This window comes from Bordetella sp. MIP270_01_BMS (assembly GCF_054958705.1).
Map to the genome: position 1 here is coordinate 4340793 of NZ_CM143297.1, position 25533 is coordinate 4366325.

Consider the following 25533-nt stretch of genomic DNA (forward strand, 5'->3'; position numbering starts at 1 on the left):
GGCGCGGCATGGATTCACTCATCTTATTCGCCCGTTCGAACCTGCTGGCCGCAGGCATCCTGCTGGTGGCCGTGGCGCTGCTGATCGTGGGCGTGAGCATCATTCTGCGCCTACGAGGCCAGTCCCGTTCGATGATGGTCATGGAACAGGCGCTCGCCGCCAGCAATCCGGCGCTGGCCACGCCCGGCAAGGGGCAGGCCCAGGGCCGCATGGCAACCTTGGCTCAGGGCACCAGTGCCCTGGGCAAGCGCCTGGAAGAGGGCCGGCTGTCCAGCTCGCTGCTGCCCGGCGAAGACGAGAAACTTATCGAACTGGCGGGCTTTGGCAACGTGGCTGTCGCGCGGGCGCGGTATATCGTGTTGCGCTTCGGCCTGGCGGTGTTGCTGCCCGTGGCTGCCGTGATCGTGCGGCGCGCGTGGTTCGGGCCCGGATCGATGGTGGTCATCGGCCTGACGCTGTTCTTCGGCTTCGCGCTGGGGTACATGCTGCCCAAGTGGCTGCTGGTGCGCCGGGTCAAGCAGCGCAAGATCCAGGCATCCAAAGAGCTGCCGTTGCTCGTCGATCTGCTGCGTCTGTTGCAGGGCGTGGGCTTGTCGGTCGACCAGAGCCTGCACGTGATCGTCAGCGAGTTCAGTCCGGTGTTGCCGGTGCTGGGGCACGAGTTCGGGGCTGCCACCGCCGTCTATGCCCGCGGGCGCACGCGCGAGCAATCGCTGGCGCGCCTGTCGCAGGATTTCGGCGACGACGATCTCGCCGCCATCTGCAGGCTGCTGGTGCAGGTGGACAAGCATGGCGGCGCAGTGCAGGAACCCCTGAATCGCTTCGCACAACGCATCCGTGACAAGCGCCGCTTCGAGCTCAAAGAGAAAATCGGGCACCTGACCGTGAAGATGACGGGCGTCATGATCGTGACCTTGTTGCCCGCGCTGCTGATCGTCACCGGCGGCATGGGAATTTTGTCGGTGGTGCGCGGCCTGTCGCGAATCGCGGGAGGAATGTAATGAATTATCTGATGCGACATCGCAACTGGCTGCTCGCGGCGTGTTCGACCCTGCTGCTGGCGGGATGCCAGGGCAACAAGATGCAGTCGGCCTGGGACCTGATCCAGCAGCAGCAGCAAGAGCAGGCCCTGATGCGCCAGTCCGAAGACGACGACACGCTCAATCGCCCGCCGACTGAGCCGCAACTGATGCTGGCCCTGATCCGCGAAAACCAGGCGCAGGGGCGTTATTTCGCTTCGCTGGCCTATATCGACGCCTATCGTCAGCAGTTCGGCGACAGCGACGACCTGGCTGCGCTGCAGGCTGATGCGCTGCGGCGCACCGGACAGGAAGAGCAGAGCGAGGCCGCGTACCGGAAACTGCTGCGAGGCAGTCAGGCCGCGCGAGGTTGGCATGGCCTGGGTCTGCTTGCCGGCGCCCGCGGCGACTACGCCGAGGCCGCGCGGAATTTCGAGCAGGCCGTGAAGTTGGCGCCCACCGATGCGCAGATGCTGGGCGACCTTGGCTATGCGAGGTTGCGCGCGGGGGATACCGCCGGCGCGCGCGTACCGCTGGGCAAGGCCGCCGAACTGGATCCCACCAACGCCAAGGTGCTCGCCAATATGGCTTTGCTGCTCGTCATCGAAGGCAACGCAGTGCAGGCCCAGCGGCTGATGGACCAGGCCCGCCTGGGCCAGGAAGCGCGCGGCCAGATCTATCAGCTGGCGAGCCAGATGCAGTTCAGCTCCCCGCCGGCCGCCCCTGCTCACGGCGCAGGCGCTGGCTCCGGCGACGTCGTCGTGCGCAACATGAGCCGCGCGAATCCAGAACGTGAAGTCACCCAGGTGTCCAGCCGGCGCGACGTGGTCATGCCCATGCTGCAGCCGGTGATGGACCGCATGATCAACCCGCCGATGGTGCAGTAGGCGCAGGCAGCGCGCCACGCATCACGAAAATGACAGAGACGACCATGTCACGATCCGCAATTACCCTCACGCTTGCCCTGGCGGCTCTCACGCCGTGGGCGGCCTCCGCGCAACTGAATGCGCCCTTGACGGGCAGTCCCGCCGCTGCGCCGGCCCCCGTTGCGCCGGCGCCGGCGCAAGCCCTGCCGGACCGGCCCGTGGTGCGGCAGGTGCAGACGCCCATGCCTGTCGCCCCCCCGCCCGCGGCGGCCCCGGCCGCCAGTGCAGCGACGCCCGGCGTAGCGACGCCCGCCACCGCGACGCCTTCCGGTGCGGCCGAGCGCTCGGAACAGATCGGTGATGTCACCCGCGCCTTGTTGGCCGCCCAGGCAGATGGCCGGCGCGCAGGCGGGGCCTTGCCGATCCTGGGGCCCGTGTCCACGGCTTCGTGGAAGCGCTACCTGGGCAGTTTCGATCAACCGATCCCGCAATGGTTTACGGAACGCGTGGATACGGGCACCCAATAAGCGTACGTGCCAGGCCAGCCTATGACACCCCTTCCGCGTTGCTCGCCGTTATCCGCTCGCCAGGGCGGCTCCATCACCCTGTCAGCGGGCTTCGCCGTCCTGATCGGGCTGGTCGTGCTGCTCTCGGTTCAGGTTGGCTACCTGTTCTATATGAAGCGCGAACTGCAGAAGGCCGCCGACCTGGCGGCCCTGTCGGCAGTACAGGTGTTGGCGCCCTCAGGGGCCGTGGCCGATTGCGGCGCCGGCATGCCGGTGCTGGTTGCGGCGCGGCGCAACGCCATGGTGAATGTGCCTGCGCTGGTCGACCCGCTCGCGGAAAGCGAAGTAACCGTGGAGTGCATGTATTGGGATCCGTCTCGCGCCGACCCATCCGGCCGCCATTTGTTCCTGCCCGACACGGCAGCCGGTGAGCGTGCCAATGCAGTGCGCGTACGCATCGACAAGACGCTCAGCGCTTTGATCCCCGACGTGCTCGGGCGCTGGGTCGGCGGAACGCGCGTCACCGTCGAGGCCGTGGCCTCCACCACGGCGCCCACCGCCGCATTCACGGTCGAGTCCCGGCTGCTGCGCCTGGCCTCCGACGGGCTGCTGGGCAAATTGCTGACGTCCCTGGGCGCCACGCCGGCGCAGCTCACCGTGCTGGACTCGGCCGGGCTCGTCAATCTGGGCATCACCCCTTCGGGATTATTGCAAGAGCTCGGCCTGCCCGTTTCGGCACTGGCGGCCATCGGTTCGCCCGAAGAACTGGCGGCCATCCCGGCCATATCCCTGGGCGATCTCCTGAACGCCTCGCTGGCGGTTGCGCAGCGCGGCAGCGGCACGGCCCAGGCGCAGGTCGGGTTGCTGGCCGACATCGTGAACGTGTTGCTGGGTGTCGCGCCGCTCAATGTGCCGATCAAGCTGTTCGGCGATGGCGGACTGCTGGATGTGGGCGTGGCCACTGACGCACAGGCCGCCCTGCAGGCGGACATACGCGTCATCGACCTCCTGCAGACGGGGCTGATGGTTGCCAATGGCGAGAATCTGATCGACCTGGGTTTGAATGTGCCGCTGCTGGGCGTGCAGAGCCGGGTGCGCGTGATCGAGCCGCCGTCGATCGCCGTGGGCGGCGTGGGCACCAAAGCCAGCACGGCCGGTGTGCGCGTCTACCTGCGCGTGAACACGTCCAACATTCCGATTGCCGGTCCCATATTGAGCACCTTGGGCACGCAGGTCGACCTGCCGCTGATCGTCGAGGTGGGGCAGGCCGACGCCACGCTCACATCGATCTGCCAGGCTCCGCTCACACCGCACCAGGCGGTGCTCGATGTGCGCTCATCGGTAGCGAACGTGTGTATCGGCCGCTTCCCGAACATGACGTCGAACGAGGCCTTTTTCTCGAGCACGAACGCCTGTATAGAAGACGAATTCACGTCGGTGCAGCGCCACCAGATACTGAATGTGCTGGGCATCCTCCCCGTCAGTAGCCGGGTGACCCTGCCCGTCTTCAGGGCGTCTGATCCCGTTTCCGTCACGCTGACCGAGCCCGTATCCGAAGAGTCCAGCAAGACAGTCACGGCCACGGACCTGAATCTCACTCAGCTGACGCGCAATGTGGTCGATACGCTGATGGTCGGCTTGCTGGGAGACCTGAATGACCAGAGCGCAAGAATCCCGGCGGGCCAGGCCAAGCAGTTTGCCGAGCGCCTGGTAGGCAGCTCCGGGTCTGGTGAATCAGTGTCGGCGGTGATCAACAAAATGAACTGGTCAGCGCAGGAGATCGAGAAGCTCAACAACCGGGTGGTGAACGGCGGGCTGCTGGGGCTGGTCGGCGGGACGCTCAAAGTGGTCGGTAATGTGCTCGACACGGTGGCGGCAGTGGTCGCGGACACGGTGTGCGTGCTGAACCTGACGCCCAACGGCATACGCAATTGCCGCATTGACGCCGTGGCCACGATGGCGCTGTCCGGCTCCGGAGCCGCCAGCGGTTTCTTCAATATCGTGATTGCGCTGTTGCAGCCCTTGCTCGACCCCTTGTCCCTGCTGCTGCAGCAGCTGTTGGCGCTGCTCGGGGTGAATCTGGGAGAAACCGACGTATCCCTGCTGTCTGTAGATTGCGGTCAGCCGCGGCTGGTCTACTGACATGACGACGAAATGCCCATGGCCGGATAAGTCTGCCTATGTCTAGCAAAACGATCCGAGACGACTTCGACCTATACGTCTGGGAAGGCGTGTCCGATATCGCGGCGCGCGCCGAGCGATGCCTGGCGGGCATGGACGTCATGGTGGTGCGCGCGGACGCCGGCACCAGCTTTCCGCCGCAGCGCGACATGACGCGCACGGCGGTTGCGCTGGTCTCGGTCTCGGTCATGGGCGACAAGCGCTTCAGCGGGTACGACTGGCTGGCGTCGCAGGGAATGCCGGTGATCTGGGTGGGCTCCGAGCCACGTGGCAACGACCCGCGCTATTACCCGCCGGAGTATTCGCACACGCTGCCGCTGACCTTCACCGCTGCCGAACTGCGCAAGCAGCTGTTCGACCTGCTGGGCTCGCTCGACCGTGCCGATCGCCAGCGCACGCGCAACGAACAACCCTTCGTGGCGGTGTCGGAGCCTATGCGCAACCTGTTGGCCGATGCGCAGATGTACGCCGATTGCCGCAACAACGTGCTCATACATGGGCAGACGGGGGTAGGCAAAGAGCGCGTGGCGCGCCTGTTGCACGACAGGGCGGCGTGGGCCGATGGCCCGTTTGTGGCCGTCAACTGTGGCGCCATACCCGAGGGCCTGTTCGAAGCGCATTTCTTCGGACATGCCAAAGGCGCGTTCACTGGCGCGGTCGGCGCGCATAAAGGGTACTTTGAGCAGGCGGACGGCGGCACCTTGTTCCTGGACGAAATCGGCGATCTGCCGCTCTACCAGCAGGTGAAGCTGCTGCGCGTGCTGGAACAGAACGCCGTCACCAGGCTGGGCTCTTCCGTCGAAGTGCCGGTGGACTTTCGCCTGGTGGCCGCCACCAACAAGGATCTGCGCGAACTCTGCGCGCAGGACGAATTCCGGTCCGACCTCTACTACCGGCTGGCGGTCATCGAGCTTCATATTCCCAGCCTGGAAGAGCGAGGCCCTGAAGAGAAAATCGCCATCTTCCGCACCTTGCTCGAAAGGCACCACGCCCAACCGGACGACCCGCCTCCCGCATGGCTGCTCGAGAGGGTGGCCAATACGGTATTCGAGGGCAATGTGCGAGAACTGTCCAACGTGGTCGAACGCGTGGCCATCGTGCGCCGCCAGTTCCAGCAATGGGACAGGGCCCGGATCGACCGGATATTCGACAGGCTGGCCGGCCCTCCGGCCAAACCGCCGGCGGGGCAGGCCGAAGTGGCCGACACGCCGTTCACCGTCGCCGAACGCGCGGAGCGCGCGCGTATCCTTGCCGCGCTAGAGTCCAATGGCTGGCGACGGCAGGACACTGCCCACTACCTCGGCATCAGTCGCAAGGTGCTGTGGGAAAAAATGCGCAAACTGCGCTTGGGCAATAATCAGAGCGAACTCGCCGAAGGCCTGGCCGAGCCGTCATGAACGGCGCGAACAAGCGAAATCAGGCTCCTGAAAGCCGCGATAAATTGGTATAGTTCTGCAACGTTTTCTTGGGGTAGGCATGCAAGTCCAACAACTTCACAGCGCTGCGCGTCTGGCCGTGCTGGGCATGGCAATGTCCGGGCTGGCAGCGTGCGCAAGCGCACAGTCCGAAGCCAGCCGTCCGCCGGTCCAGCAGGTAGAAAGCCGGGTATCGGGCGATACGCCTGTTACGCCACCGCCCGCCACTTCCAAGGCAAATTCCACGGTGGCCGAGTTGCAGGCGCTGATCCAGAACCGGCAGGTGTCGGAACTTCGTACCACTTATAACGGCACGTACGGCGCCAGCCTGTTGTTCAAGCCCGACGATCTCACCTATTACGTGGCCCTGTTCCAACAGAAAGATTTCTGGCGCGTGCTGCAGACGAAATCCGACAAGCAGGCCGAATCGACGTATCGCGCCTTCGCCCAGCAGTCGGCCGAACTCGCGGAAGTCGACATCAAGCGCATCAAGCTGCAGGCCGAGTACGCCCACTCCGAGCGCATCCTGGCCGAGCGCAGCAGCGAACTGGCAACGCTGCAGGCCGATCAGTCGTTGCGTCAGCAGCAAGAGCAGCAAGTGGCGGCCCGGCAGGAACAGGCACGCCAGCAGGCCGCCGCGTTGGCCCTGCAGCAGCAGCAGTTGCGCCAGGAACTGGGCGCCATGCAACGCCAGATCGAAGCATTGCAGGCGCAGCAGGCCGATCTGCAGCGCGACCAGGGAAGCGCCGCCGCGAAGCGCAAGAGCACCAGATAGCTCAATCCCCCGCCATAAAGCAATGGGCCCCTCGTCGGGGCCCATTGCTTTATGGCGTGCCTGCAACGATGCGCAAGCCTATTGCATCCGCTCGTCGTCCAGGAAGGCGGGCAGCGCGAGCACGTCGATGCCTTCTTCGCTGAGTGCAGCGCGCTCTTCGGGGGTGGCGGTGCCGCGAATGGGGCGGTCGTCGGCTTCGCCTTCGTGTATGCGGCGCGCTTCTTCGGCAAAGCGGGGCCCCACGTTTTCGGTCTTGCGCACCAGTTTGCGAATCTGCTGCAGAACGGCGGCCTGCATGCGAGCCACGGCAGCCGTGTCGGGCGAGCCCGCGGCCGGGGCAGGGGAAGCAGGGGGCCGCGGCGAGTCGTGCAGGTGCGCCACGTTCAGGCGCGGCGCCGACAGCCGCTTGGTGATCGTGTTCGATGCGCACATGGGGCACGACACCAGCCCGCGTTCCTGTTGCGAGTCGTAGTCTTCGTGCGAGCCGAACCAGCCTTCGAATACGTGGCCTTGGTCGCACTGCAAATCGAATACCTTGAGAGCCATGTCGAGGAATATGGGGCGCGGGATGGGGAAAACAAGTGGCTGCCGCCGGCCGGATAGGCCCAGTGTAGCGCCGAAGCACAAACGGCGCCTGCCGGCGCCGTTTGTGCTGGAATGCCGGCCGGTCAGTTGACGCGGCTGCGGTATTCGTTGGTGCGCGTGTCGATTTCGATCTTGTCGCCAATGGCGCAGAACAGCGGCACGTTCAACTCGAAGCCGGTGTTGATCTTGGCGGGCTTGAGCACCTTGCCCGAGGTGTCGCCACGCACGGCGGGTTCGGTGTAGGTGATCTCGCGCACCACGATCGTGGGCAGCTCGACGGAAATCGCGCGCCCATCATAGAAGACCACTTCGACCGGCATGGCTTCCTCGAGGTAATTCAGAGCGTCGCCCATGCTCTCGGCTTCGATTTCGTACTGGTTGTACTCTTCGTCCATGAACACATACATGGGGTCGCCGAAATACGAGTAAGTGCATTCTTTGCGGTCGAGCATCACGATGTCGAACTTCTCATCGGCCTTGTAGACCGATTCGCTGCCCGAACCCGTAAGCAGGTTCTTGAACTTGAGCTTGACCACGGCAGCGTTGCGGCCGGACTTGTTGTATTCGGTCTTCTGGACCACGAGCGGATCCTTGCCGACCATGACCACGTTGCCGACTCGTAATTCTTGAGCGGTTTTCATCGATTTAAAACTCCGGGTAATAGGGCGCGCTCGCCGTGCTTGCGCGCAGGTGCCGGCATGGCGGCCCGCGTGCCCCGGGAGGCAATCAAAGTCGAGGCCTGGCTCGACGCAACTTGCGCGGGCAAAGGAACTCGGAAAACTCTCTATTCTAGCGTTTCTGGGCCAGCTCTGCGCAAAAATCGGCCAGGGTATCGGCCAAATCGGGTCGATCTGACAGATCGGCGTCCCATTGGCGGGCCATACGTTGCCAATTCTGCCACGCGGGCGGGCTCAGCGCGGCGGGCAGCGCCGCCGACAGGGCAGCCCCGGCGTCGCCGGGCGCGTTCCATGCGCGGATCAACGCCAGCGCCTGGGCAGGGGCGGGGTAGCGCGCCAGCCAGGCGTCGAGCTTCTGCAAATGGGCGTCGCTTTCCTGGGGATAGATATGCCAGACCAACGGACGCGCCGCCCAGGCGGCCCGCACGAAAGAATCTTCGCCGCGAACGAGATTGAGGTCGGCGCACCATAGCAGGCGGTCGAAATCCGGTTGCTCGACAAAGGGAACCCGAGCGACCCGCAAGGCGCCCCCTTCCAGTTGCTCCAGCCCAGGGGCCACGCCTTCAGGCGCCAGCATCAGTGTATTTTGCCCGCTTTCGACCAGGGCCCGCGCCATCGCGGCCACCGGCGCATGGTTATAGCAGAACAGCGTGGCAAGGCGGCCGCCGTCGCGCCAGGCCGCAAGATCGTCTGGCGCGACGCCCAGGCCACGCAAAAAACCTTCCTGGGCGGCCCGCGACGCCTGGAACTGGTCGCGGGTGTGACTCAGGCCGGGTTCACGCAACAGGCCGCCGGTGGCGGCGGTAAACCCGGGAAAGAAGAAATATTTCACCAGCCCGTCGGCCCGCCGGGAAGGCATGGCATGGCAGCTTTCCACCCAGGACTCGGCGCTCAGGTATTCCAGGTTCAGCCAGATGGGCGGGCGGGTCAGCATGGCCTGCACGAACGCGGGCGGCGGGTCGCAGGCAAACGCCTCGATCACCACGTCGCCTGGCGGATAGGCCGGAGCATCGGAAGCCCAGTGCACGACGTCGATGCCTGCATATCGCTGCAGGCCCGCGTCCACGGCGATTCCGGGCTGGATGCGCGCGAACGCGGCCAGCTCGTCGACCCACAGCCGCACCTGCCATCCGCGTCCGTGCGCCAATCGCTTCGCCAGGCGCCAGCAGACGCCGATATCGCCGAAATTGTCGACCACCCGGCAAAAGATGTCGGCTCGCATGGCGCCCGCGCGGGTCAGTGGAACTGTGCCGGCGCGGGGTTCGCGTCTTCGGGCAATTCGGCGTGCACCAGTTCGCCCAGCGGGTTCGGGAACATCGGCGCGTCGCAATCCTCGCAGTACTCGGGGGGCAGCAGCCCGGGTATGCGGCGTACATCGATGACGCCGATTTCCTTGAGCAGCGCCGCGATCTCGTCGACGGTGTCGGGCTGGTCTTCAGCCGGCGCTTCCTCGTCACGGCCATACAGCGGCCAGACGCACCCGTAGTACACATCGTTGCCGTTCCGGGCGGTGAAGCCCACCCGGTATTCCTCGATGCGCACGTCTCCGCAGCCCGCCACGACCGCTCGCAACTCGCCCGGGGCAAGGTTCACGGCGCTTTCAAGCCAGCTGACCGCCGCCCGCAGCGACAGTGGCCGGACGCGGCGGTCGCCCTCGCGGTTGCTGACGTAGTAGGCATCGGGCAAGAGGCATTCGATACCGCAGCCCGGCAGCATAGACGCCAGTGTCGGCTGCGCCTGCTCGACCCAGTTGGCCAGGCAGGTTTCGCGGCTGTGCGTGGCGTCGCCCGGCTGTTCCTGCCAGCGGAAGATGGGCGCGCCTTCCGGCACCGCCACTGCCGCCACGACGTAGCGCGTGTCGGCAAGCATGTTCGCGGCTTCGGAATCGTTGCGCAGGGCAGGCATGACGGATTCGGCGCCCAGGGCCTGGTTGCCCAGGCGTTGCATCCATTGCCAGGTTTCCGAGAACGTGCGCGGCATTTGCTCGATGCTGACCAGCAAGGGCAGCAAGGCGGCTCGCGCGCCTTCGGCCAGCACGTGGCCGTGCAGCTGGGCCAGCAGCGCCTGCTGCGCCGGGGCCGCGATCGGCCCCGTGGGGATGGCGTAGCGGGTCCATGCGACGATGGGGGCCACGACGAGCAGCACGTCGTAACGCTGCCCGTTCTTGTCGATGTACATTGATTCGGACAAGGTTTCGGCTTGTTCGATCAGCACTTCATAGGCGCCCGGATCGTGCTGCGCCAAGTGGTCCAGCGCAGATTCCAGCGGTGCATCCTGGGCGGCACGCATCAGCTTGCGTATCGATTCGCCGAGCAGGTTTTCCCAGTACAGATCTTCGACCCGGCTGCCGGAGCGGTTCAACGACTGGGCAAGCGCCACCAGGCGCGACGCATCGCGGCTCAGGCGGGGGGAAGAGGGGCTTCGGGCTCGGGCCATTGTTTCTTGCGGGTGTCCAAAGTAAGGGGAGAGGTAACCCGCTAGTTTAACGCCCGCCGGCTGCGGACGCCCCCGGGCAAGCCCGGGGGCGTTGCGCGCTATCAGGCAGCGAGCAGCTGGCGCAGCACGAAGGGCAGAATGCCCCCATGCTGGTAGTACTCGACTTCGATCGGGGTGTCGATGCGAAGAAGTACCGGCACATCCTGACGCGAGCCGTCGGCGCGGCGTATCGTCAGGGTCACTTCCTGCATGGGCTTGATGCCGTTTTCGAGCCCCGAGATGTCAAAGACTTCCTGGCCAGTGATGCCCAGCGACTCGACGCTGTCGGCGCCAATGAACTGCAGCGGCAGAACTCCCATGCCCACCAGGTTGCTGCGGTGAATGCGCTCGAAGCTGCGGGCGATGACGGCCTTGACGCCCAGCAGTTGCGTGCCTTTGGCCGCCCAGTCGCGCGAAGAGCCCGTGCCGTATTCTTCACCGCCGAATACCACGGTGGGCGTGCCTTCCGCGACGTACTTCATGGCAGCGTCGTAGATCGACATCTGCTCGCCGCTGGGCTGGAACAGCGTCTCGCCGCCCTCGTAGCGGCTGCCATCGGGCAGGGCGGGGATCATCAGGTTCTTGATGCGCACGTTGGCGAAGGTGCCGCGCATCATGATTTCGTGGTTGCCCCGGCGTGAACCATAGCTGTTGAAATCGGCCTTCATTACGCCGTGTTCTTTCAGCCACTTGCCGGCGGGCGAAGTTTCCTTGATGGCGCCGGCCGGCGAGATGTGGTCCGTCGTGACCGAGTCGCCGAAGATGCCCAGCGCCCGCGCGCCGTTGATGGGCGGCATGGCATCGGGTTCCATGCCGAATCCCTGGAAAAACGGCGGTTCGGCAATGTAGGTGGACTCGGGCCAGTTGTAGGTGTCGCCGGTCACGCCCTTGATGTTCTCCCACAATTTGCCGGGGTTGCTCTTGACCTGGCCGTAGTTGGCCTGGAACGCCGCCGGGTCGAGGGCGTGCTTGATCAGGGACTGCACTTCTTCGGTGCTGGGCCAGATATCGCCCAGCCAGACGTCGCCGTTCTTGCCGCGGCCCACAGGTTCGGTCATCAGGTCGCGGGTCATGGTGCCGGCCAGGGCGTAGGCCACCACCAGCGGCGGCGAAGCCAGGAAGTTGGCTTTGATGTTGGGGTGGATGCGCGCTTCGAAGTTGCGGTTGCCCGACAGTACGGCGGCGCACACCAGGTCATTGTCGATGATCGCTTCGTTCAGGTCGGCGGCGAGATCGCCGGCGTTGCCGATGCAGGTGGTGCACCCGTAGGCGGCCACGTCAAAACCCAGCTTTTCCAGATATGGCAGCAGCCCGGTCTTGGTCAGGTATTCGGTTACCACACGCGATCCGGGCGCAAGCGAGGTCTTGATGTGCTTGGGCACTTTCAAGCCGGCCTCGACGGCCTTCTTGGCCAGCAGGCCGGCCGCCAGCAGGACGCTGGGGTTGGACGTGTTGGTGCACGAGGTGATGGCAGCGATAAGGATGTCGCCGTTCTTGATCTTCGTGCCCGCGCTGGTCGTGAAGGTCTGCTGCAGCTTGTCGGCAGGCTGGTTGAAGCCGTTTTCGGAGGTGGGCTTCGAGTACAGGTCTATGAAGGTGTTCTTTACGTTGCCGATTTCGATGCGGTCTTGCGGGCGCTTGGGGCCGGCCAGCGAGGGGGCCACGGTGGACAGGTCGAGCGTCAGCAGCTTGGTGTAATTGACGTCGCTGGCCTTGGGTACGCCGAACATCTTCTGGGCCTTGAAGTAGGCTTCGAAGGCGGCGATTTCCTCGGGCGTGCGGCCTGTGCCCTCGAAGTAATCGATCGTGCGCTCGTCAACCGGGAAGAAGCCCATGGTGGCGCCATACTCGGGCGCCATGTTGCCGATGGTGGCGCGTTCGGCCACCGACAGGCTCGCGGTGCCTTCGCCGCAGAACTCGACGAACTTGCCGACGACCTTCTCACGACGCAGCATCTCGGTGATGGTCAGCACCAGGTCCGTGGCGGTGACGCCGCCGCGCAGCTGGCCCTTGAGTTCCACCCCGACCACATCGGGAGTCAGGAAGTAAACGGGCTGGCCGAGCATGCCGGCCTCGGCTTCGATGCCGCCCACGCCCCAGCCCACCACGCCGATGCCATTGATCATGGTGGTGTGGCTGTCGGTGCCCACCAGTGAATCGGGGTAGTAGATATTGTCTTTCTGGTGCACGCCGCGCGCCAGATACTCCAGGTTCACCTGGTGCACGATGCCGAAACCGGGAGGCACCACGCCGAACGTATCGAACGCCTGCATGCCCCATTTCATGAACTGATAGCGTTCCTGGTTACGCTTGAATTCCAGCTTCATGTTCAGGTCGAGCGCGTTCTTCGAGCCGAAGTAGTCGATCATGACCGAGTGGTCGACCACCAGGTCCACCGGCACAAGGGGCTCGATACGCTTGGGGTCCTGTCCCATTTTGTCGGCAACCGACCGCATGGCTGCGATGTCGGCCAGAAGCGGCACGCCGGTGAAGTCTTGCAGCACTACGCGCGCGACCACGAACGGGATTTCGTCTTCGCGCTTGGCATTGGCTTGCCAGCCGGCCAATTGCCGCACGTGTTCCTCGGTTACCTTTTTGCCGTCGCAGTTGCGCAGTACCGATTCGAGCACGACGCGGATCGATACGGGCAGCCGCTGCACGTCTACCCCTAAGGCCTTGCCCAAGGCAGGCAGAGAATAAAACTGACAGGATTTATTGCCGATCTTGAACTTCTGCAGGGTATTGAACGTGTTATGCGGCATGATGGGACTCCGTGGGTGTAGGACCGCGTAAAGCTGCCATTTTGTGGCGTTTTGGCGCGCTTGTCATTGTATGTGAGACACAACGGCCCGCGGTGCACTGGTCTTGTATCTTATATCTTATATAAGACTTGCGTTGCCCGCAAAGAGTTCCCGGCCTGAAGTCCCTCGCTTGTTTGCCCCGACAAGGGTAATCCCTTGTGGCGGGGCTTTTTTATTTGCCGGATCATTTCAGGATAGAAGAAAAGGTTTTACCAGGCTGAAAGCCACGGGGTGCCAGGAGACTGCATGTTGCAAGACGATGACGATTTGACGCCTGAGCAGCGCGAGCTTCGCGCCAACCTGGCGCAATATTTGCGCCGCGAGGTCGCACCCACAGTCCCGGGCTACGAAGCCAGGGCGGAATTCGATTGGTCCCTCCCCAGGCGACTGGCCGATTTCGGATTGCTGGGCGGATTTCTGCCGGAGAGCCGCGGTGGGTATGACCTGTCTCACTTGGATTACGCCATTCTCATGGAGGAGGCGGGATATTGCTGGCATAGCCTGCGAGCCACGCTGAACACCATGAACATGGCGGTGTTGCTGCTGGATGCACTGGGCACGTCCGCCCAGAAGGAGCAGTACCTGGCTCCCTTGCTCGCGGGCGACCTGCGGGTCTGGATCGGCATCACCGAGCCGGATCACGGATCGAACGTTGCGGGCATGGAAACGCGAGCGCGGCGCGAGGGCGACGAGTTCGTGATAAACGGCACGAAGATGTGGATCACCAATGGCGCCATCGGCGACCTGGGCATCCTGATGGCAAGGGTGATGCCTTCCGTCGAAGGCGAGCCGGGCGGCATCACTGCGTTCCTGGTGGACCGCACGCAGACGCGCTACACGGCCCGACGCATGGAAACCATGATTCTTCGGTCGACGGTCACATCAGAGATGTCGTTCGACGACGCCCGCGTGCCTGCAGCCAATGTGCTGGGCAATGTGGGCGAAGGGCTCAAGGCCATTCTGCGAGGATTGAATTTCGGCCGGCTGTCGGTAGCCGCCGGCGCGGTGGGTGCCGCCCAGGCGGCCCTGGATCTGTCAGTGGAATACACGCGCACCCGCAAACAGTTCGGGCAGCCTATCGCCAGCTTCCAGCTCGTGCAGAAGATGGTCGTGGACATGAAAGTCAGGACCGACGCGGCGCGGCAATTGTGCCGGCGCGCAGCCCGTGCCCTCGATCGCGGGCTTCCTGCACGCATGGAATGTTCGGTGGCCAAGCTTTATGCGGCGCAGGCCGCCCATGAGGTCGCCGATCTCGCGCTGCAGGCGCATGGCGGAATGGGCTACAGCAAAGAGTATCCGATCGAGCGCATTTTTCGAGATACGCGAGGCGCCGTGATTCCGGAAGGCACCAGCGAAATACAGACGCTCATCATCGGCCGCGACCTGCTGGGGGTGTCAGCCTTCGGTGCGCCGGCCGGCTGAATTGCCAGCGGTGCTCACTTAACACCTATTGCTCCTGAAGGGGAACCTGCGCATGTCAGAACGCTTATCCGCACTCGTCGAGGCGACGCCTCTTTATTTTGAAGACTTCGCCGAAGGTGACAGCTTCAAGACTTCGGCACGCACTGTCACCGAAGCGGATGTCGTCAACTTCGCTGGCCTGTCGGCCGACTACAACGCCTTGCACGTGGATGCGGAATTTGCCGGCCAGACCCAGCACGGAGGCCGTATTGCCCATGGTTTGCTGGTGTTGTCCATCAGTTCGGGCCTGTGTACCCGCCTGCCGTTGATGAAGTACCTGGAGCCTTCGATCTTAGGCTTGAAGAGTCTTGAATGCCGCTTCCTCAGGCCGTGTAAGCTGGGCGACACCCTGCATGTGCGGCTGGAAATCGCGGGCAGGGTTCCCGGTCGCAAGCCTGATCGGGGCACGATTGTCATGAAGCGTGTGGCAGTCAACCAGCGTGGCGAAGACGTCATGGAAAGCACATGGCACCTGGTGGTCAGGACCCGGCCCGTGCAATCCGGCACCCAGGAGCCGACATGAAGCCTGCAGCTCCCACGACATCCATCGCGCGCCACAGCAGTGACAGTATCCACATCCGCGAAGTCGACCTGGTGAACGATCTGATCGGCGAAACGACGTTCGCCGAGATGATGTTCCTTCAAATGATGGGCCAGCGCCCCACCGCGCTGCAGGCACGGGTGTTGGATGCCGTGCTGGTGACCCTGATGGAGCATGGATTCACGCCCAGCTCAATCGTGGCCCGCCAGATATACGACTCGACGCCCGAAGCGATGCAGAGCGCGATCGCGGCCGGCATCCTCGGGGTGGGGGGCACCTTCATCGGCACCATGGAAGGCGCCGCCGCTTTGATCGATGATCTGTTGTCCCAGCCGCAGGACCTGCGGTCCCGTGCGGCCGAGATCGCCCGTCGGCACGTGCAGGCGCGCCTCGCCGTCCCCGGATTTGGACACCCATTCCACAAGCCCGATGATCCGCGCTCGCCCAAGCTGTTCGAGGTGGCGCGGCGCCATGGCGCGAGCGGACGCCACATCGAGGCGCTGAGCGTACTGTCCGAAGAAGTCGACAAGGCGATGGGCCGGCACCTGACGATCAATGTCACGGGCGCGGTGGCGGCCGTTCTGGGCGAGATCGGCATCCCGCAGAAGATCATGCGAGGCATAGCCGTAGTGAGCCGGGCTGCCGGCCTGGTCGGGCATATCCATGAAGAGCAGAACAAGCCTTCTGCCCGCTACGTCTGGAATCTGGTCAGCACCAATGTGCCCTACAGCAAGGAAACAACATGAACGTCTTTTCACGCGGATTTCGTGGCCCGGTCTTGATGTTGGCCGGCTTGCTGTGCCTGGTCGGTGTGCAGGCACAGGCACAGGACTTTCCCACCCGGCCGCTCAAGATGATTGTCCCCAATGCACCGTCCGGGTCGACCGATCTGGTGGCGCGGGTGATCGCCGACAAAATGGGCATCGGACTGGGGCAGCCCGTGGTTGTCGAGAACCTGGCCGGCGCCATGGGTTCTATTGGTCTTCAGGCATTGGCACGTGCGCCTGCCGACGGATACACGATGGGGCTGGGAACGATCGGCACCATCGCCATCAACCCGGTGGTCAGCACAGGCCTGTCCTGGGATCCCATGAAGAGCTTCACGCCGGTGGGTCTCATCGGGTCGACACCGTTCGCGCTGCTGGCGCGCCCGGGCTTGCCGGCCGGGTCCGTCGGCGCTTTGGTGGAACTCGCTCGGCAGAAGCCCGGCAAGCTGAACTATGCCACGGGCGGCGTAGGCGGCTCTCAGCACGTAGCCACCGAACTGCTGATGCAGATGGGCGGCATGAAGATAGTTCATGTGCCGTACAAAGGCAGTGGGCCGGCCCTGATCGACCTGATAGGCGGGCATGTCGACCTGATGATCGAGCCAGCGGTGTCCGCGGCGGAGCATGCCCGAGCGGGCAAGGTGCAGTTGCTGGCCCTGACTGGCTCGACCCGTTCGCACGAATTTCCCGAAACACCGCTGGTGGCCGATACCTTGCCCGGCTATGACGTGAGCGCCTGGTTCGCGGTTTTCGTGCCGTACGGCACGCCGGAGCCGGTGGTCGCGGCGCTGAATGCAGAACTGCGCCGGGTGCTTCAACTGCCCGAGGTGGAGCGCATACTCGCCGGCGCGGGTTTCACGATCACGCCGTCCTCGCCAGCCGAGATGCGGGCGTTCCACGAGAGCGAACTGGCGAAATGGACGAAAGTCGTCAAGACCGCCGGCATAGCCCCGGACTGAGCTCAGCCGGCCTCTGCCCGCAGATTATGCAAGGTTGCGAGAAGCGCGTGCGCATGCTCATGAAGACGCGGCTGCACGCGCGCCAGGGGCCCGGCGATCGCCACGGCGTAAGGTTCGCTGGCCAGCGACACACCGCGGGCAACGGCCATGACGTCGTCCACGCTTTCGCCGTCGGTGAGCTGCCAGCCGCGGTCCAGGCCTTCGCGAATATTGGTCAGCAGCGATGCAGCGTCGGTAAGAGTATGGCCGGTGATCGGCTGCAAGTTCAGGCCGGCGACAAACGCCACGCGCTCAGCCTCGGGCATCTGTTCAAGCAACGCCTTGCCCAGGGCACTGGAATGGAGGTCGCGCAAGGTGCTTACGCGTGCGCTGAAACGGATGGTCTTGGGCGTCTCGTAGACGTCCAGGTAGATGACCTGGTTACCCAGGCGCTTGCCCAGCACGACGGTTTCACCGCAATGGTCGCGCAGCGCCTGGAGCAGGGGAGAAATGATCGCGAGGACCGGGTTGTTGGCCAGCAGCGTGCCGGAAAGTTCGGACAGCAGCTTGCTTGGATAGTAGAGGCGCTGTTGGTCGAACGTGGTGACATAGCCGCGCGAAGTGAGGGTCCGGAGCAGGACATGGCAGCTGCTGACCGGCATGTCGATCGCTTTGGAGACTTCCGACAGGGTCAACGGGCGCTTGCTGCGGGCGAATGCCTCGAACAAATCGAGCGTGCGATCGGCCGCTTTTACGCGTTTGGTTGTCGTCATGGGGCACACAAAAAAGAGGCTATGCAGCGACGAGCGCAACAGATTCCATCGCGATCACCAGGCTGAATTCTAGAACAGGTCCGCTGCCGATAGGGGCAGGGGTAATCATCAAGGAGACAGGATTGAACACCAGGTTGGACAACAAAGTTGCCGTGATCACCGGGGCGGGAAATGGCATAGGCCGTGATATCGCCCTGGAAATGGCAGGTGCCGGCGCTCGGGTCGTCGTCAACGATCTAGGGACTTCCGCGAAAGGCGAGGGCAGGAATGCCGATCCGGCGCGCGCCGTGGTGCAGGAGATCAACGAACTCGGTGGCATGGCGGTCGCCAATGCAGACAGCGTTGCGGAGTGGCCATCGGCAAGCCGCATCATTGAATGCGCGCTCGACAGTTTTGGGCGCATCGACATCGTGGTGAACAATGCCGGCTTTCTGCGCGATCGGTTCTTCTTCAATATGGACATTGAAGAATGGCGCGCAGTGGTCGATGTGCATCTGAACGGCACGTTCTATTGTTCGCGCGCGGCGGCTCCCTATTTCAGGAAGCAGAACGGCGGCAGCTACATCAACATGACGTCCACGGCGGGCATGATCGGCAATTTTGGCCAGGCCAACTATTCTGCTGCCAAGGCCGGCATCATCGCGCTCTCGAAATCAATGGCGTTGGACATGCACAAATACGGCGTGCGGTCGAACTGCATTTCGCCGTTTGCCTGGAGCCGCCTGATCGGCAGCATACCGACGGACACCGCGGATCAGCAGGAGCGCGTCGAGCGCCTCAAAGTCATGGAAACGCGCAAGATCGCGCCGCTGGCGCGGTTCCTGGGCAGTGAAGCCAGCGCGGAGGTCACCGGACAGATCTTCACGGTGCGTGCCAATGAGATCTTCCTGATGAGCCAGAGCCGGCCCTTGCGCTCGGTGCACGAATCGGCGGGCTGGACGGCCGACAGCATCGCCGCGCACGCCATGCCCGCCCTGCGCAAGAGTTTCTATCCATTGGATCGGACTCAGGACGTGTTCGACTGGGACCCGATCTAGCGTGCGCCGCACGCCCACTACAAATAAACAAGGAGACAACCATGACATCCACACGACCGTTTGCCCCCAGGGTACTGGCTGCCGCGGCGGCAGCCCTCGGCCTCGCTGCCGCAATGACTGCACAGGCGGCCCAGTCTGACTCATTTCCGCGTCAGCCGATCAAGATCGTGGTGCCGTTCTCACCCGGCACGGGCAGTGATGTGTTCGCCCGCACCGTAGGCGAGCGTATCGGTCAGGAGACGGGGCAGCCGGTGGTGATCGAAAACAAATTGGGCGCCAGCGGCGCGATCGGTACGGTAGCCGTGGCGCGCGCTCCCGCCGACGGCTACACCATGCTGATGGTCGCGAACCCGTTTGTCATTGCGGCAAGCACCGACCAGAACCCGCCTTACGATCCGCTGCAAGATTTTGTGCCCATAGCAAAGGTCGCCACGGTGCCGATCGCCTTGACGGTTCATGCGGGCCTGGGCATCGAGACGCTGCCCGATCTGGTCGCCTATGCCAAGAAGAACCCGGGCAAACTCAGTTTCGCCTCCTCCGGGGCGGGGACGCCGAGCCAGATCGAAATGGAGATTCTCAAGAGCGTTGCCGGGATCGACATGGTGGAGATTCCCTACAAGAGCTCAGCGCAGGCGCTCACGGACGTCATGAGCGGCAATATCGCGCTCTATCCCGCAGCGATGCCCCTGGCATTGTCGCAGGCCAGTTCAGGGCGCATACGCGTGCTGGGGCTGTTCTCGGGACAGCGTTCGAACGCCATGCCGCAAGTACCGACCGTGCCGGAAGCCCTGGGCAATCCTGAGGGCTACATCGCCACACCTCTCTGGTACGGATTCGTGGCCCGCGCGGGCACGCCGCCTGCAATCGTCGAGCGGCTGCGCGAGCTCGTGTTGAACGCCATGGGATCCAAGGAAGTGAGCGAGCGTCTCATCAGCCTCGGAGCCGAGCCGGTCAACCCCAGCAACGCAGAGTTCACCGAGCAACTGCAGGCAGAGCGCGAGCGTATCCAGCAAATCACCAAGGCCCTGCAGATCAAGTGATGTCGGACTCCACGCGATTCGTTCATGTCCGGTCGCCATACCTCGATGAGTTCGAGGTGGGCGACGTGCATGTCAGCTACGCCCGTACCGTGACTGAGGCCCACCTGGTTGGCTTTACGGCATTCGCGGGCTTGAGCCTGCCCATCTTTATCGATCACGAGTTCGCCAGGCGCGATGGTCCGTACGGCTCGCCCATCGCGCCGGGATTTCTCACGGCCGCCGTTTCGGCGGGCATGCTCGAAAGCATCCTGGGCGGCCATGTGCTGGCGGGGCTGGGCATGGACTCTTTTGTGTTCGCCAGGCCTGTGGCGCCTGGCGACACGCTGCACGCGCAAGTGTCCATCCAAGACAAGCGGCCCTCGCGCAAGCCGGGCTGCGGCGTGCTGTCGGTGGGCGTCAGCGTGCTCAACCAGCGAGGCGAGGTGGTGCTGAGCTATCAGGCCAAAGTATTGATGAAGCAGTCCGAATCTGAATCCCAGCAAGGAAACTCGCACCCATGAAAAACGCGACGCATGGCGCGCAGCCGCAGCACAACAATGGCCCTCTCAGTGGTGTAAAGGTCATCGACCTGACCACCGTGGGCATGGGGCCCTACGCTACCCAGATATTCGGCGACATGGGGGCGGAAGTGATCAAGGTGGAACCCCCCGAGGGCGATATCTTCCGCCACGCGCTGCCCACCCGGTCGCCGCGGATGGGCGCTCCTTTCATGAATTTCAACCGCAACAAGCGCAGCGTTTGCCTGGACATCAAACAGGACAGCGGCCGTGATGCCTTGCTGGCGCTCATCAAGGACAGCGACGTCTTCATTTCCAATATCAGGCCTCAGGCCCTGGCAAAGCTCGGGCTGGACTACGACGCGCTGCATGCATTGAATCCTCGCCTGATCTACTGCGCCGCGGTGGGATTCGGCCAGGCGGGCCCTTACGCGGGCAAACCGGCGTTCGATGACATCATCCAGGCCTACAGCGGGCTGGCGGCGCTGCAGGGCATGGGAAAAGAAGAAGGGCCCGCCTACATGCGCACGCTGATCGCGGACAAGGTCACGGGCCTGACCATCGCCTATGCAATTCCCATGGCCCTGTATGAAAGGGAAAAGTCCGGCCTGGGGCAGGCCATCGAGGTGCCCATGTTTGAAACGCTGGTGTCGTTTACGCTGATAGAACACCTGAGCGGCGAAAGCTACGTACCCGCCATCGCGGGCATGGGTTACGAACGCATTCTCACCAGCAATAGAAAACCCTATCGCACGCGTGATGGGTACATCAGCATTCTGCCCTATACCGATGCCCATTGGGTGCGTTTCTTCCAGATGGCCGACCGCGACGACCTCATCGCCAATCCGGCTTTCGCCACCACCACGGCACGCAACCGCAACTTCGAAGCGCTATACGGTGAACTGATAGAGATCGTGGCGACCAAGACCACCGACGAATGGATCCGCCTGCTGGATGAGCACGACATTCCGGTGGCGCGCGTGAATTCACTGCAAGACGTGCTCGACGATCCTCACCTCGAGGCCGTGAATTTCTTCAAGACCATGGAGCACCCGACCGAGGGTACTGTGCGACTCATGGATATCCCGGTCAGGATGTCTCGCACCCCGGGGTCGTTGCGGCGGCCCGCGCCTCCCCTGGGCGCGCACAGCGACGAGTTGCTGCAACCGCCGCGCTCCGAGGGGTAGCGGGCCGATGGCAACGGATGCAAAGGCAGGCAGCGGCCCGCTCGCGGGGCTGCGGGTCGTCGAATTTGCAGGCATCGGGCCAGGCCCCTTCGCTGGCATGCTGCTCTCGGATATGGGAGCCGACGTAGTCACAGTCGAACGGCCCGGGCGCGCCCTGGGCGATCGCACGCAGATCGCCTCACGAGGACGCACCGTCGTCTGCGCCGACTTAAAAAATGCGCAAGCGCGCGAAGGCGTGCTGAGCCTGTTGCAGTGCGCGGACGTGCTTGTCGAGGGCTTTCGGCCGGGCGTCATGGAGCGCCTGGGGTTGGGCCCCGACGAGCTTCTCAAGATCAACCCGCGCCTGGTCTATGGCCGAGTCACGGGATGGGGGCAGGATGGCCCCTTGTCTCATGCCGCTGGTCACGACATCAACTACATTGCCATTACCGGCGCGCTCGCCGCCTTCGGTACCGCAGACAGTGGCCCGGTAACGCCGCTGAACCTCGTGGGCGATTACGGCGGAGGTAGCCTATACCTCGTGATGGGCATCCTGGCAGCGTTGTTCGAGGCGCGCCGTTCCGGGCGCGGGCAGGTCGTGGACAGCGCCATCACGGACGGCGTGATCAACCTGATGGCCCACCACGTGGGGCGCGCCCTGCGCGGGGCATTCAATGAGCCGCGCGGGCATAACTTGCTCGACGGCGGCCACCCGTATTATGGGGTGTATGCGACGGCCGACGGCAAGTATGTTTCCATGGGACCGATAGAGCCGCAGTTCTACAAGGAGTTCTGCCGCCGCGCGGATCTGCCCGAGGAACTGCACGACGCGCAGCACGATCCGGCCCGGTGGCCAATGCTGCGTGCGGAACTCGCGCGCCTGTTCATGTCGCGCACTCAGGCCGACTGGATAAGCCGGCTTGAAGGCACGGACGCCTGCTTTGCGCCTGTGCTGCCACTCGCCGAAGCGGCCAGTCATCCCCACAATGTGGCGCGCCAGGCGTTTGTCGACGTGGATGGGATCCGCCAACCCGCGCCGGCGCCACGCTTTTCGCGCACCCCGTCGCGCATACAGGGGCCTCCCGCCGCTTCCGCTTCCCCCATTGACGAGGTTGTACGCCGCTGGCTCGACTCCTGACCCCTATGCGGCGTGTGCGGGCGCGCTACCGTTGCAACATGGGTCGGGTCATTCAACTGAGAAGCCGTTCAATTCATCTTGGGAATATTGGCGTCCGCAATCGTGCGGGCGCTGGATTCCAGATCGTCAACCAGCAGCTTGTGCAGCGCCTCGGGTGAGCCGGGACGGGTTTCGTAACCCTGCTGTTTGAGGGTTTGCCGCGTATCAGGAGCTTCAAGCGCCTTGTTGAGTGCCTCGTTGAGCGTCTTGATCACATCCGGCGGCGTGCCCGCCGGGGCGAACAATCCATACCAGAGGCTCGCGGAATAACCCGGCACGCCTGCCTCGGCGATCGTCGGCACTTCAGGCATCAGGTCGCTGCGCTTCTTGGTGGCCAGGCCCAGCGGCTTCAGCTTGCCGGCATTTATATAAGACGATACGGACGCCAAGGTCAGCACGCTTGCCTGCGTGTGATTGCCGACCAAATCTGTAATGGCTGGCCCGCCGCCTTTGTATTGCACCTGTGGCAGGTTTGCACCGGTGACTTGATTGAACAGAGCCATCGCCAGATGGTGCGGCGTACCCGCGCCCGGCGTGCTCCAATTCAGCGTGCCGGGCTGAGACTTCGCCTTTTGTACCAGGTCAGACACGGACTCGATGCCGGTTTGAGGGTTCACCACCAGAATGAGCGGTGCGGTCGCGACGACGCCGATGGCAGTGAAATCCTTGACAGTATCGAAGGGCAGCGACTCGTACCACGTCGCATTAATGGACAAGGTGTTGGAGCCGAACAGAATGGTGTAGCCATCCGGTTGCGCCGAAGCCACCCTGTTGGCGCCGATGTTGCCGCCTGCGCCGCCGCGGTTTTCAATGATTATGGACTCGCCCAGCACTTCAGCCACCTTGGGCGCGACCGTGCGCGCCAGGATGTCCGTCCCGCCACCCGGCGAGAACGGCACGACCAGCGTTATGGGTTTATCGGGAAAGCCACGGGCGTTGGCCGCTGCCCACGGGCCGGGCAACAGGCCAAGAGCAACAAGCACACCTGCAGTGAGCCGTGAAATTTTGCGCATGATATGTCTCCAACACTTTGTGTTCTTGTATTTTTTTGATCGCTCGTGCGGCGATCGTTCTAAACGGCCGCCGGCAGCGCAGTTTCGGCCGTGGGCAGTTCAACCTTGAAGTGGCGCCGAAGGACATCGGCGATGAGCTCATAGCACGAGCCCACCCGGACCACTTCCATCGTTTCGAAGTTGATGAGTGTGGCGGAGCGCTGATACAAATGGTACTTGCGCAAGCCATAATCAACGACTACATCCGCCAGGGCCAGCAGCCCGGCGGGAATGTCTTCCACGCGGAATTTCGTGCCCGTATTCGTGAAATTGCATGATGAGCCGAAAATGGGAAAGTTCTCTTCCCGACTCAGCTTGCAGATGGCTGCATGAAAATGCCCAGCGTTGAGCAGCATCGCCAGAGTGCCATCCCGCGTACTGCCCGTGACGGCTGCCGGATCGAGCGCCTGAATCAAGGGGTGATCGTTGCGGTAGGGCGCAATACAACCGAGCGGCAGGTCGTAATCCTCGACGATGGCAGAAACCATTTCGCGGCTCCGGGTATCCAGAACATGCAGCTCGCGGTGGGTTTCCAGATCGCCGACCATGGCGTTGAGCTTGGTCGGGGCGCGCATCTTGGCCTCGAAGATTCGTTTTAGCGACGCCGCGGACCCACCTGCGATGGTGTAGCCGACATCATTGGGAAACACCACGATGCCCCCGCTTTTCAGCGCATCCATCGTGCGTCGTGCGTCAGTCGAAAAGTTCAATACAGACATGGGCTCCTCACGTCCTGTTGTTCTGGGAATGCACACAGCGTAAGATCAGCCTATCAATAAGACAATTCGATTATTCTTATACAGCGATTCATAATCTGTATGAATGTGACCTTACGCCAATTGCGCGCCGCGGTAGCTATCGCCAAGCATCTGAACTTTCGTCGAGCTGCTGCCGAGGTACACGTATCGCAACCGGCGCTGTCGAGCACCATCGCCGACCTGGAGGACGCGCTGGGCATGGTTCTGTTCGATCGCACCTCGCGCACGGTTGTGCCGACGGAAGCGGCGGCGACGTTCTTGCAGGGTGCCTCACGCATTCTTGACGATATCGATCGCCTGCTGCTGAATACCAAAAGCCAGGTGGAGTCGCGGCGTGGACACGTGGTGGTATCGACGGTGTCGTCCGTGGCCGGACGGTTGATGTCGCGAGTCATGCTGATGTGCGCGGAAAAATACCCGGCCGTCGAGCTGGAAGTCCGGGACGACGTGGCAACGCGGGTATTGCAATCCGTGCGTTCCGGCGAGGCCGATTTCGCGCTTACCGTTGAGCCAGAGCGGCTTGATGACGACGTCCTGTTTGAGCCGTGCCTCGACGACCCCTGCTTTGTGGTCTGTCACCGATCACACCGCATCGCCCATCAGACCAGCGTTACCTGGAAAGATCTCGCAAATGAACGCGTGGTGGAGCTGTCCACCACCAGTGGCGTGCACCGCATTGTCCGGCAGGAACTGCTGCGTCAACGCGTGAATTTCGCGAATGCTACGCCTGTGTCTCATCTGTCGACCGTGCACGGGATGCTCGAGGCTGGCTTGGGAGTCAGCATCCTGCCCTCAATTGCCCTGCCGGTGAGCAATCATCCACTTCTGGTTTCCGTGCCTTTGATCAAGCCACGATTGAGCCGCACCATCGGCATTTATCGCAAGCGCGATCGATCTCCCTCACCCGCAGCGCAAGGCGTGATGGAAGTCATCGAAGAGATCATCGCATCATGGGAAGGGCCTGCACAAACGCTCGCGCGCAAGAAACCCAGACCAGGCCGGTCGGCGCGATCTTGAACGAACACG

24 protein-coding genes are annotated in these 25533 nt (G+C 63.4%); 16 read left to right on the plus strand and 8 right to left on the minus strand.

Features of this window, described 5'->3' with window-relative positions:
- The first annotated feature begins 8 nt into the window (after nt 1–8).
- From ACV17W_RS20380 to ACV17W_RS20405, 6 genes are all read left to right on the plus strand, one after another.
- A complete protein-coding gene (locus ACV17W_RS20380) occupies nt 9–1001 on the plus strand; it encodes a type II secretion system F family protein (protein ID WP_462594184.1) in 993 nt (330 codons plus the stop codon).
- The gene (locus tag ACV17W_RS20385) at nt 1001–1906 is read left to right on the plus strand and encodes a tetratricopeptide repeat protein (RefSeq protein ID WP_462594185.1); all 906 of its coding nucleotides are present in this window, start codon (nt 1001–1003) and stop codon (nt 1904–1906) included. Before ACV17W_RS20380 ends, ACV17W_RS20385 begins: the two co-directional genes overlap by 1 nt.
- Before the next feature lie 44 nt (nt 1907–1950).
- Nucleotides 1951–2412, plus strand: a complete 462-nt coding sequence (locus ACV17W_RS20390; RefSeq protein ID WP_462594186.1) for a DUF3613 domain-containing protein — start codon at nt 1951–1953, stop codon at nt 2410–2412.
- A 21-nt stretch (nt 2413–2433) separates the two neighbouring features.
- Nucleotides 2434–4533, plus strand: coding sequence for a pilus assembly protein TadG-related protein (locus ACV17W_RS20395; RefSeq protein ID WP_462594187.1), 2100 nt, complete (start codon nt 2434–2436; stop codon nt 4531–4533).
- Nucleotides 4534–4571: 38 nt separating this feature from the next.
- The gene (locus ACV17W_RS20400) at nt 4572–5969 is read left to right on the plus strand and encodes a sigma 54-interacting transcriptional regulator (protein WP_462594188.1); all 1398 of its coding nucleotides are present in this window, start codon (nt 4572–4574) and stop codon (nt 5967–5969) included.
- A 79-nt stretch (nt 5970–6048) separates the two neighbouring features.
- Nucleotides 6049–6762: a DUF2968 domain-containing protein gene (locus ACV17W_RS20405; protein ID WP_462594189.1), complete on the plus strand. Its 714-nt coding sequence runs from the start codon at nt 6049–6051 to the stop codon at nt 6760–6762.
- A gap of 78 nt (nt 6763–6840) precedes the next feature.
- On the opposite strand, the gene ACV17W_RS20410 is transcribed toward ACV17W_RS20405, so the two are convergent.
- The 5 genes from ACV17W_RS20410 to acnA all read right to left on the minus strand — a co-directional run bounded on the left by ACV17W_RS20410 (nt 6841) and on the right by acnA (nt 13261).
- Nucleotides 6841–7308, minus strand: a complete 468-nt coding sequence (locus ACV17W_RS20410) for a DUF1178 family protein (protein ID WP_462594190.1) — start codon at nt 7306–7308, stop codon at nt 6841–6843.
- A gap of 122 nt (nt 7309–7430) precedes the next feature.
- On the minus strand, nt 7431–7988 hold the full coding sequence (gene efp, locus ACV17W_RS20415) for an elongation factor P (protein ID WP_462594191.1): 558 nt from the start codon (nt 7986–7988) through the stop codon (nt 7431–7433).
- A 148-nt stretch (nt 7989–8136) separates the two neighbouring features.
- Nucleotides 8137–9246 carry an elongation factor P maturation arginine rhamnosyltransferase EarP gene (earP, locus tag ACV17W_RS20420; RefSeq protein ID WP_462594192.1) on the minus strand — a complete coding sequence of 370 codons (1110 nt, stop codon included), beginning with the start codon at nt 9244–9246 and terminating at the stop codon, nt 8137–8139.
- A 14-nt stretch (nt 9247–9260) separates the two neighbouring features.
- Nucleotides 9261–10460, minus strand: a complete 1200-nt coding sequence (locus ACV17W_RS20425; RefSeq protein ID WP_462594193.1) for a DUF2863 family protein — start codon at nt 10458–10460, stop codon at nt 9261–9263.
- Between the two features lie 101 nt (nt 10461–10561).
- The gene (acnA, locus tag ACV17W_RS20430; protein WP_462594194.1) at nt 10562–13261 is read right to left on the minus strand and encodes an aconitate hydratase AcnA; all 2700 of its coding nucleotides are present in this window, start codon (nt 13259–13261) and stop codon (nt 10562–10564) included.
- Between the two features lie 285 nt (nt 13262–13546).
- Between acnA and ACV17W_RS20435 the strand changes: the two genes are divergently transcribed.
- Genes ACV17W_RS20435 through ACV17W_RS20450 form a run of 4 tightly spaced genes read left to right on the plus strand, consistent with a single transcriptional unit; the run spans nt 13547 to nt 17028 of the window.
- Nucleotides 13547–14722 (plus strand): acyl-CoA dehydrogenase family protein, encoded by a 1176-nt coding sequence (locus tag ACV17W_RS20435; protein ID WP_462594195.1) that lies wholly within the window; start codon nt 13547–13549, stop codon nt 14720–14722.
- A gap of 52 nt (nt 14723–14774) precedes the next feature.
- A complete protein-coding gene (locus ACV17W_RS20440; RefSeq protein WP_462594196.1) occupies nt 14775–15284 on the plus strand; it encodes a MaoC/PaaZ C-terminal domain-containing protein in 510 nt (169 codons plus the stop codon).
- The gene (locus ACV17W_RS20445) at nt 15281–16048 is read left to right on the plus strand and encodes a citryl-CoA lyase (protein WP_462594197.1); all 768 of its coding nucleotides are present in this window, start codon (nt 15281–15283) and stop codon (nt 16046–16048) included. Before ACV17W_RS20440 ends, ACV17W_RS20445 begins: the two co-directional genes overlap by 4 nt.
- Nucleotides 16045–17028 carry a Bug family tripartite tricarboxylate transporter substrate binding protein gene (locus ACV17W_RS20450; RefSeq protein ID WP_462594198.1) on the plus strand — a complete coding sequence of 328 codons (984 nt, stop codon included), beginning with the start codon at nt 16045–16047 and terminating at the stop codon, nt 17026–17028. The genes ACV17W_RS20445 and ACV17W_RS20450 overlap by 4 nt, the downstream gene beginning before the upstream one ends.
- Nucleotides 17029–17030: 2 nt before the next feature.
- Here ACV17W_RS20450 and ACV17W_RS20455 read toward each other — a convergent pair whose 3' ends face one another.
- The gene (locus ACV17W_RS20455; RefSeq protein WP_462594199.1) at nt 17031–17780 is read right to left on the minus strand and encodes an IclR family transcriptional regulator; all 750 of its coding nucleotides are present in this window, start codon (nt 17778–17780) and stop codon (nt 17031–17033) included.
- Nucleotides 17781–17902: 122 nt separating this feature from the next.
- On the opposite strand from ACV17W_RS20455, the gene ACV17W_RS20460 reads away from it, so the two are divergent.
- Genes ACV17W_RS20460 through ACV17W_RS20480 form a run of 5 tightly spaced genes read left to right on the plus strand, consistent with a single transcriptional unit; the run spans nt 17903 to nt 22658 of the window.
- Entirely contained in the window at nt 17903–18817 is a 915-nt protein-coding gene (locus tag ACV17W_RS20460) for an SDR family NAD(P)-dependent oxidoreductase (RefSeq protein ID WP_462596601.1), read from the plus strand.
- Between the two features lie 41 nt (nt 18818–18858).
- Nucleotides 18859–19857 carry a Bug family tripartite tricarboxylate transporter substrate binding protein gene (locus ACV17W_RS20465; protein WP_462594200.1) on the plus strand — a complete coding sequence of 333 codons (999 nt, stop codon included), beginning with the start codon at nt 18859–18861 and terminating at the stop codon, nt 19855–19857.
- Nucleotides 19857–20357, plus strand: a complete 501-nt coding sequence (locus ACV17W_RS20470) for a MaoC family dehydratase (RefSeq protein WP_462594201.1) — start codon at nt 19857–19859, stop codon at nt 20355–20357. The genes ACV17W_RS20465 and ACV17W_RS20470 overlap by 1 nt, the downstream gene beginning before the upstream one ends.
- Nucleotides 20354–21541: a CaiB/BaiF CoA transferase family protein gene (locus ACV17W_RS20475; protein ID WP_462594202.1), complete on the plus strand. Its 1188-nt coding sequence runs from the start codon at nt 20354–20356 to the stop codon at nt 21539–21541. The genes ACV17W_RS20470 and ACV17W_RS20475 overlap by 4 nt, the downstream gene beginning before the upstream one ends.
- A gap of 7 nt (nt 21542–21548) precedes the next feature.
- A complete protein-coding gene (locus ACV17W_RS20480) occupies nt 21549–22658 on the plus strand; it encodes a CaiB/BaiF CoA transferase family protein (RefSeq protein WP_462594203.1) in 1110 nt (369 codons plus the stop codon).
- 68 nt (nt 22659–22726) lie between these two features.
- Here ACV17W_RS20480 and ACV17W_RS20485 read toward each other — a convergent pair whose 3' ends face one another.
- Nucleotides 22727–23710: a Bug family tripartite tricarboxylate transporter substrate binding protein gene (locus tag ACV17W_RS20485; protein WP_462594204.1), complete on the minus strand. Its 984-nt coding sequence runs from the start codon at nt 23708–23710 to the stop codon at nt 22727–22729.
- Between the two features lie 59 nt (nt 23711–23769).
- Complete coding sequence (locus ACV17W_RS20490; protein WP_462594205.1) at nt 23770–24429, minus strand: Sua5/YciO/YrdC/YwlC family protein; 660 nt, start codon at nt 24427–24429, stop codon at nt 23770–23772.
- Nucleotides 24430–24567: 138 nt separating this feature from the next.
- Between ACV17W_RS20490 and ACV17W_RS20495 the strand changes: the two genes are divergently transcribed.
- Nucleotides 24568–25524, plus strand: coding sequence for a LysR substrate-binding domain-containing protein (locus tag ACV17W_RS20495; RefSeq protein ID WP_462594206.1), 957 nt, complete (start codon nt 24568–24570; stop codon nt 25522–25524).
- Nucleotides 25525–25533 lie beyond the last annotated feature (9 nt).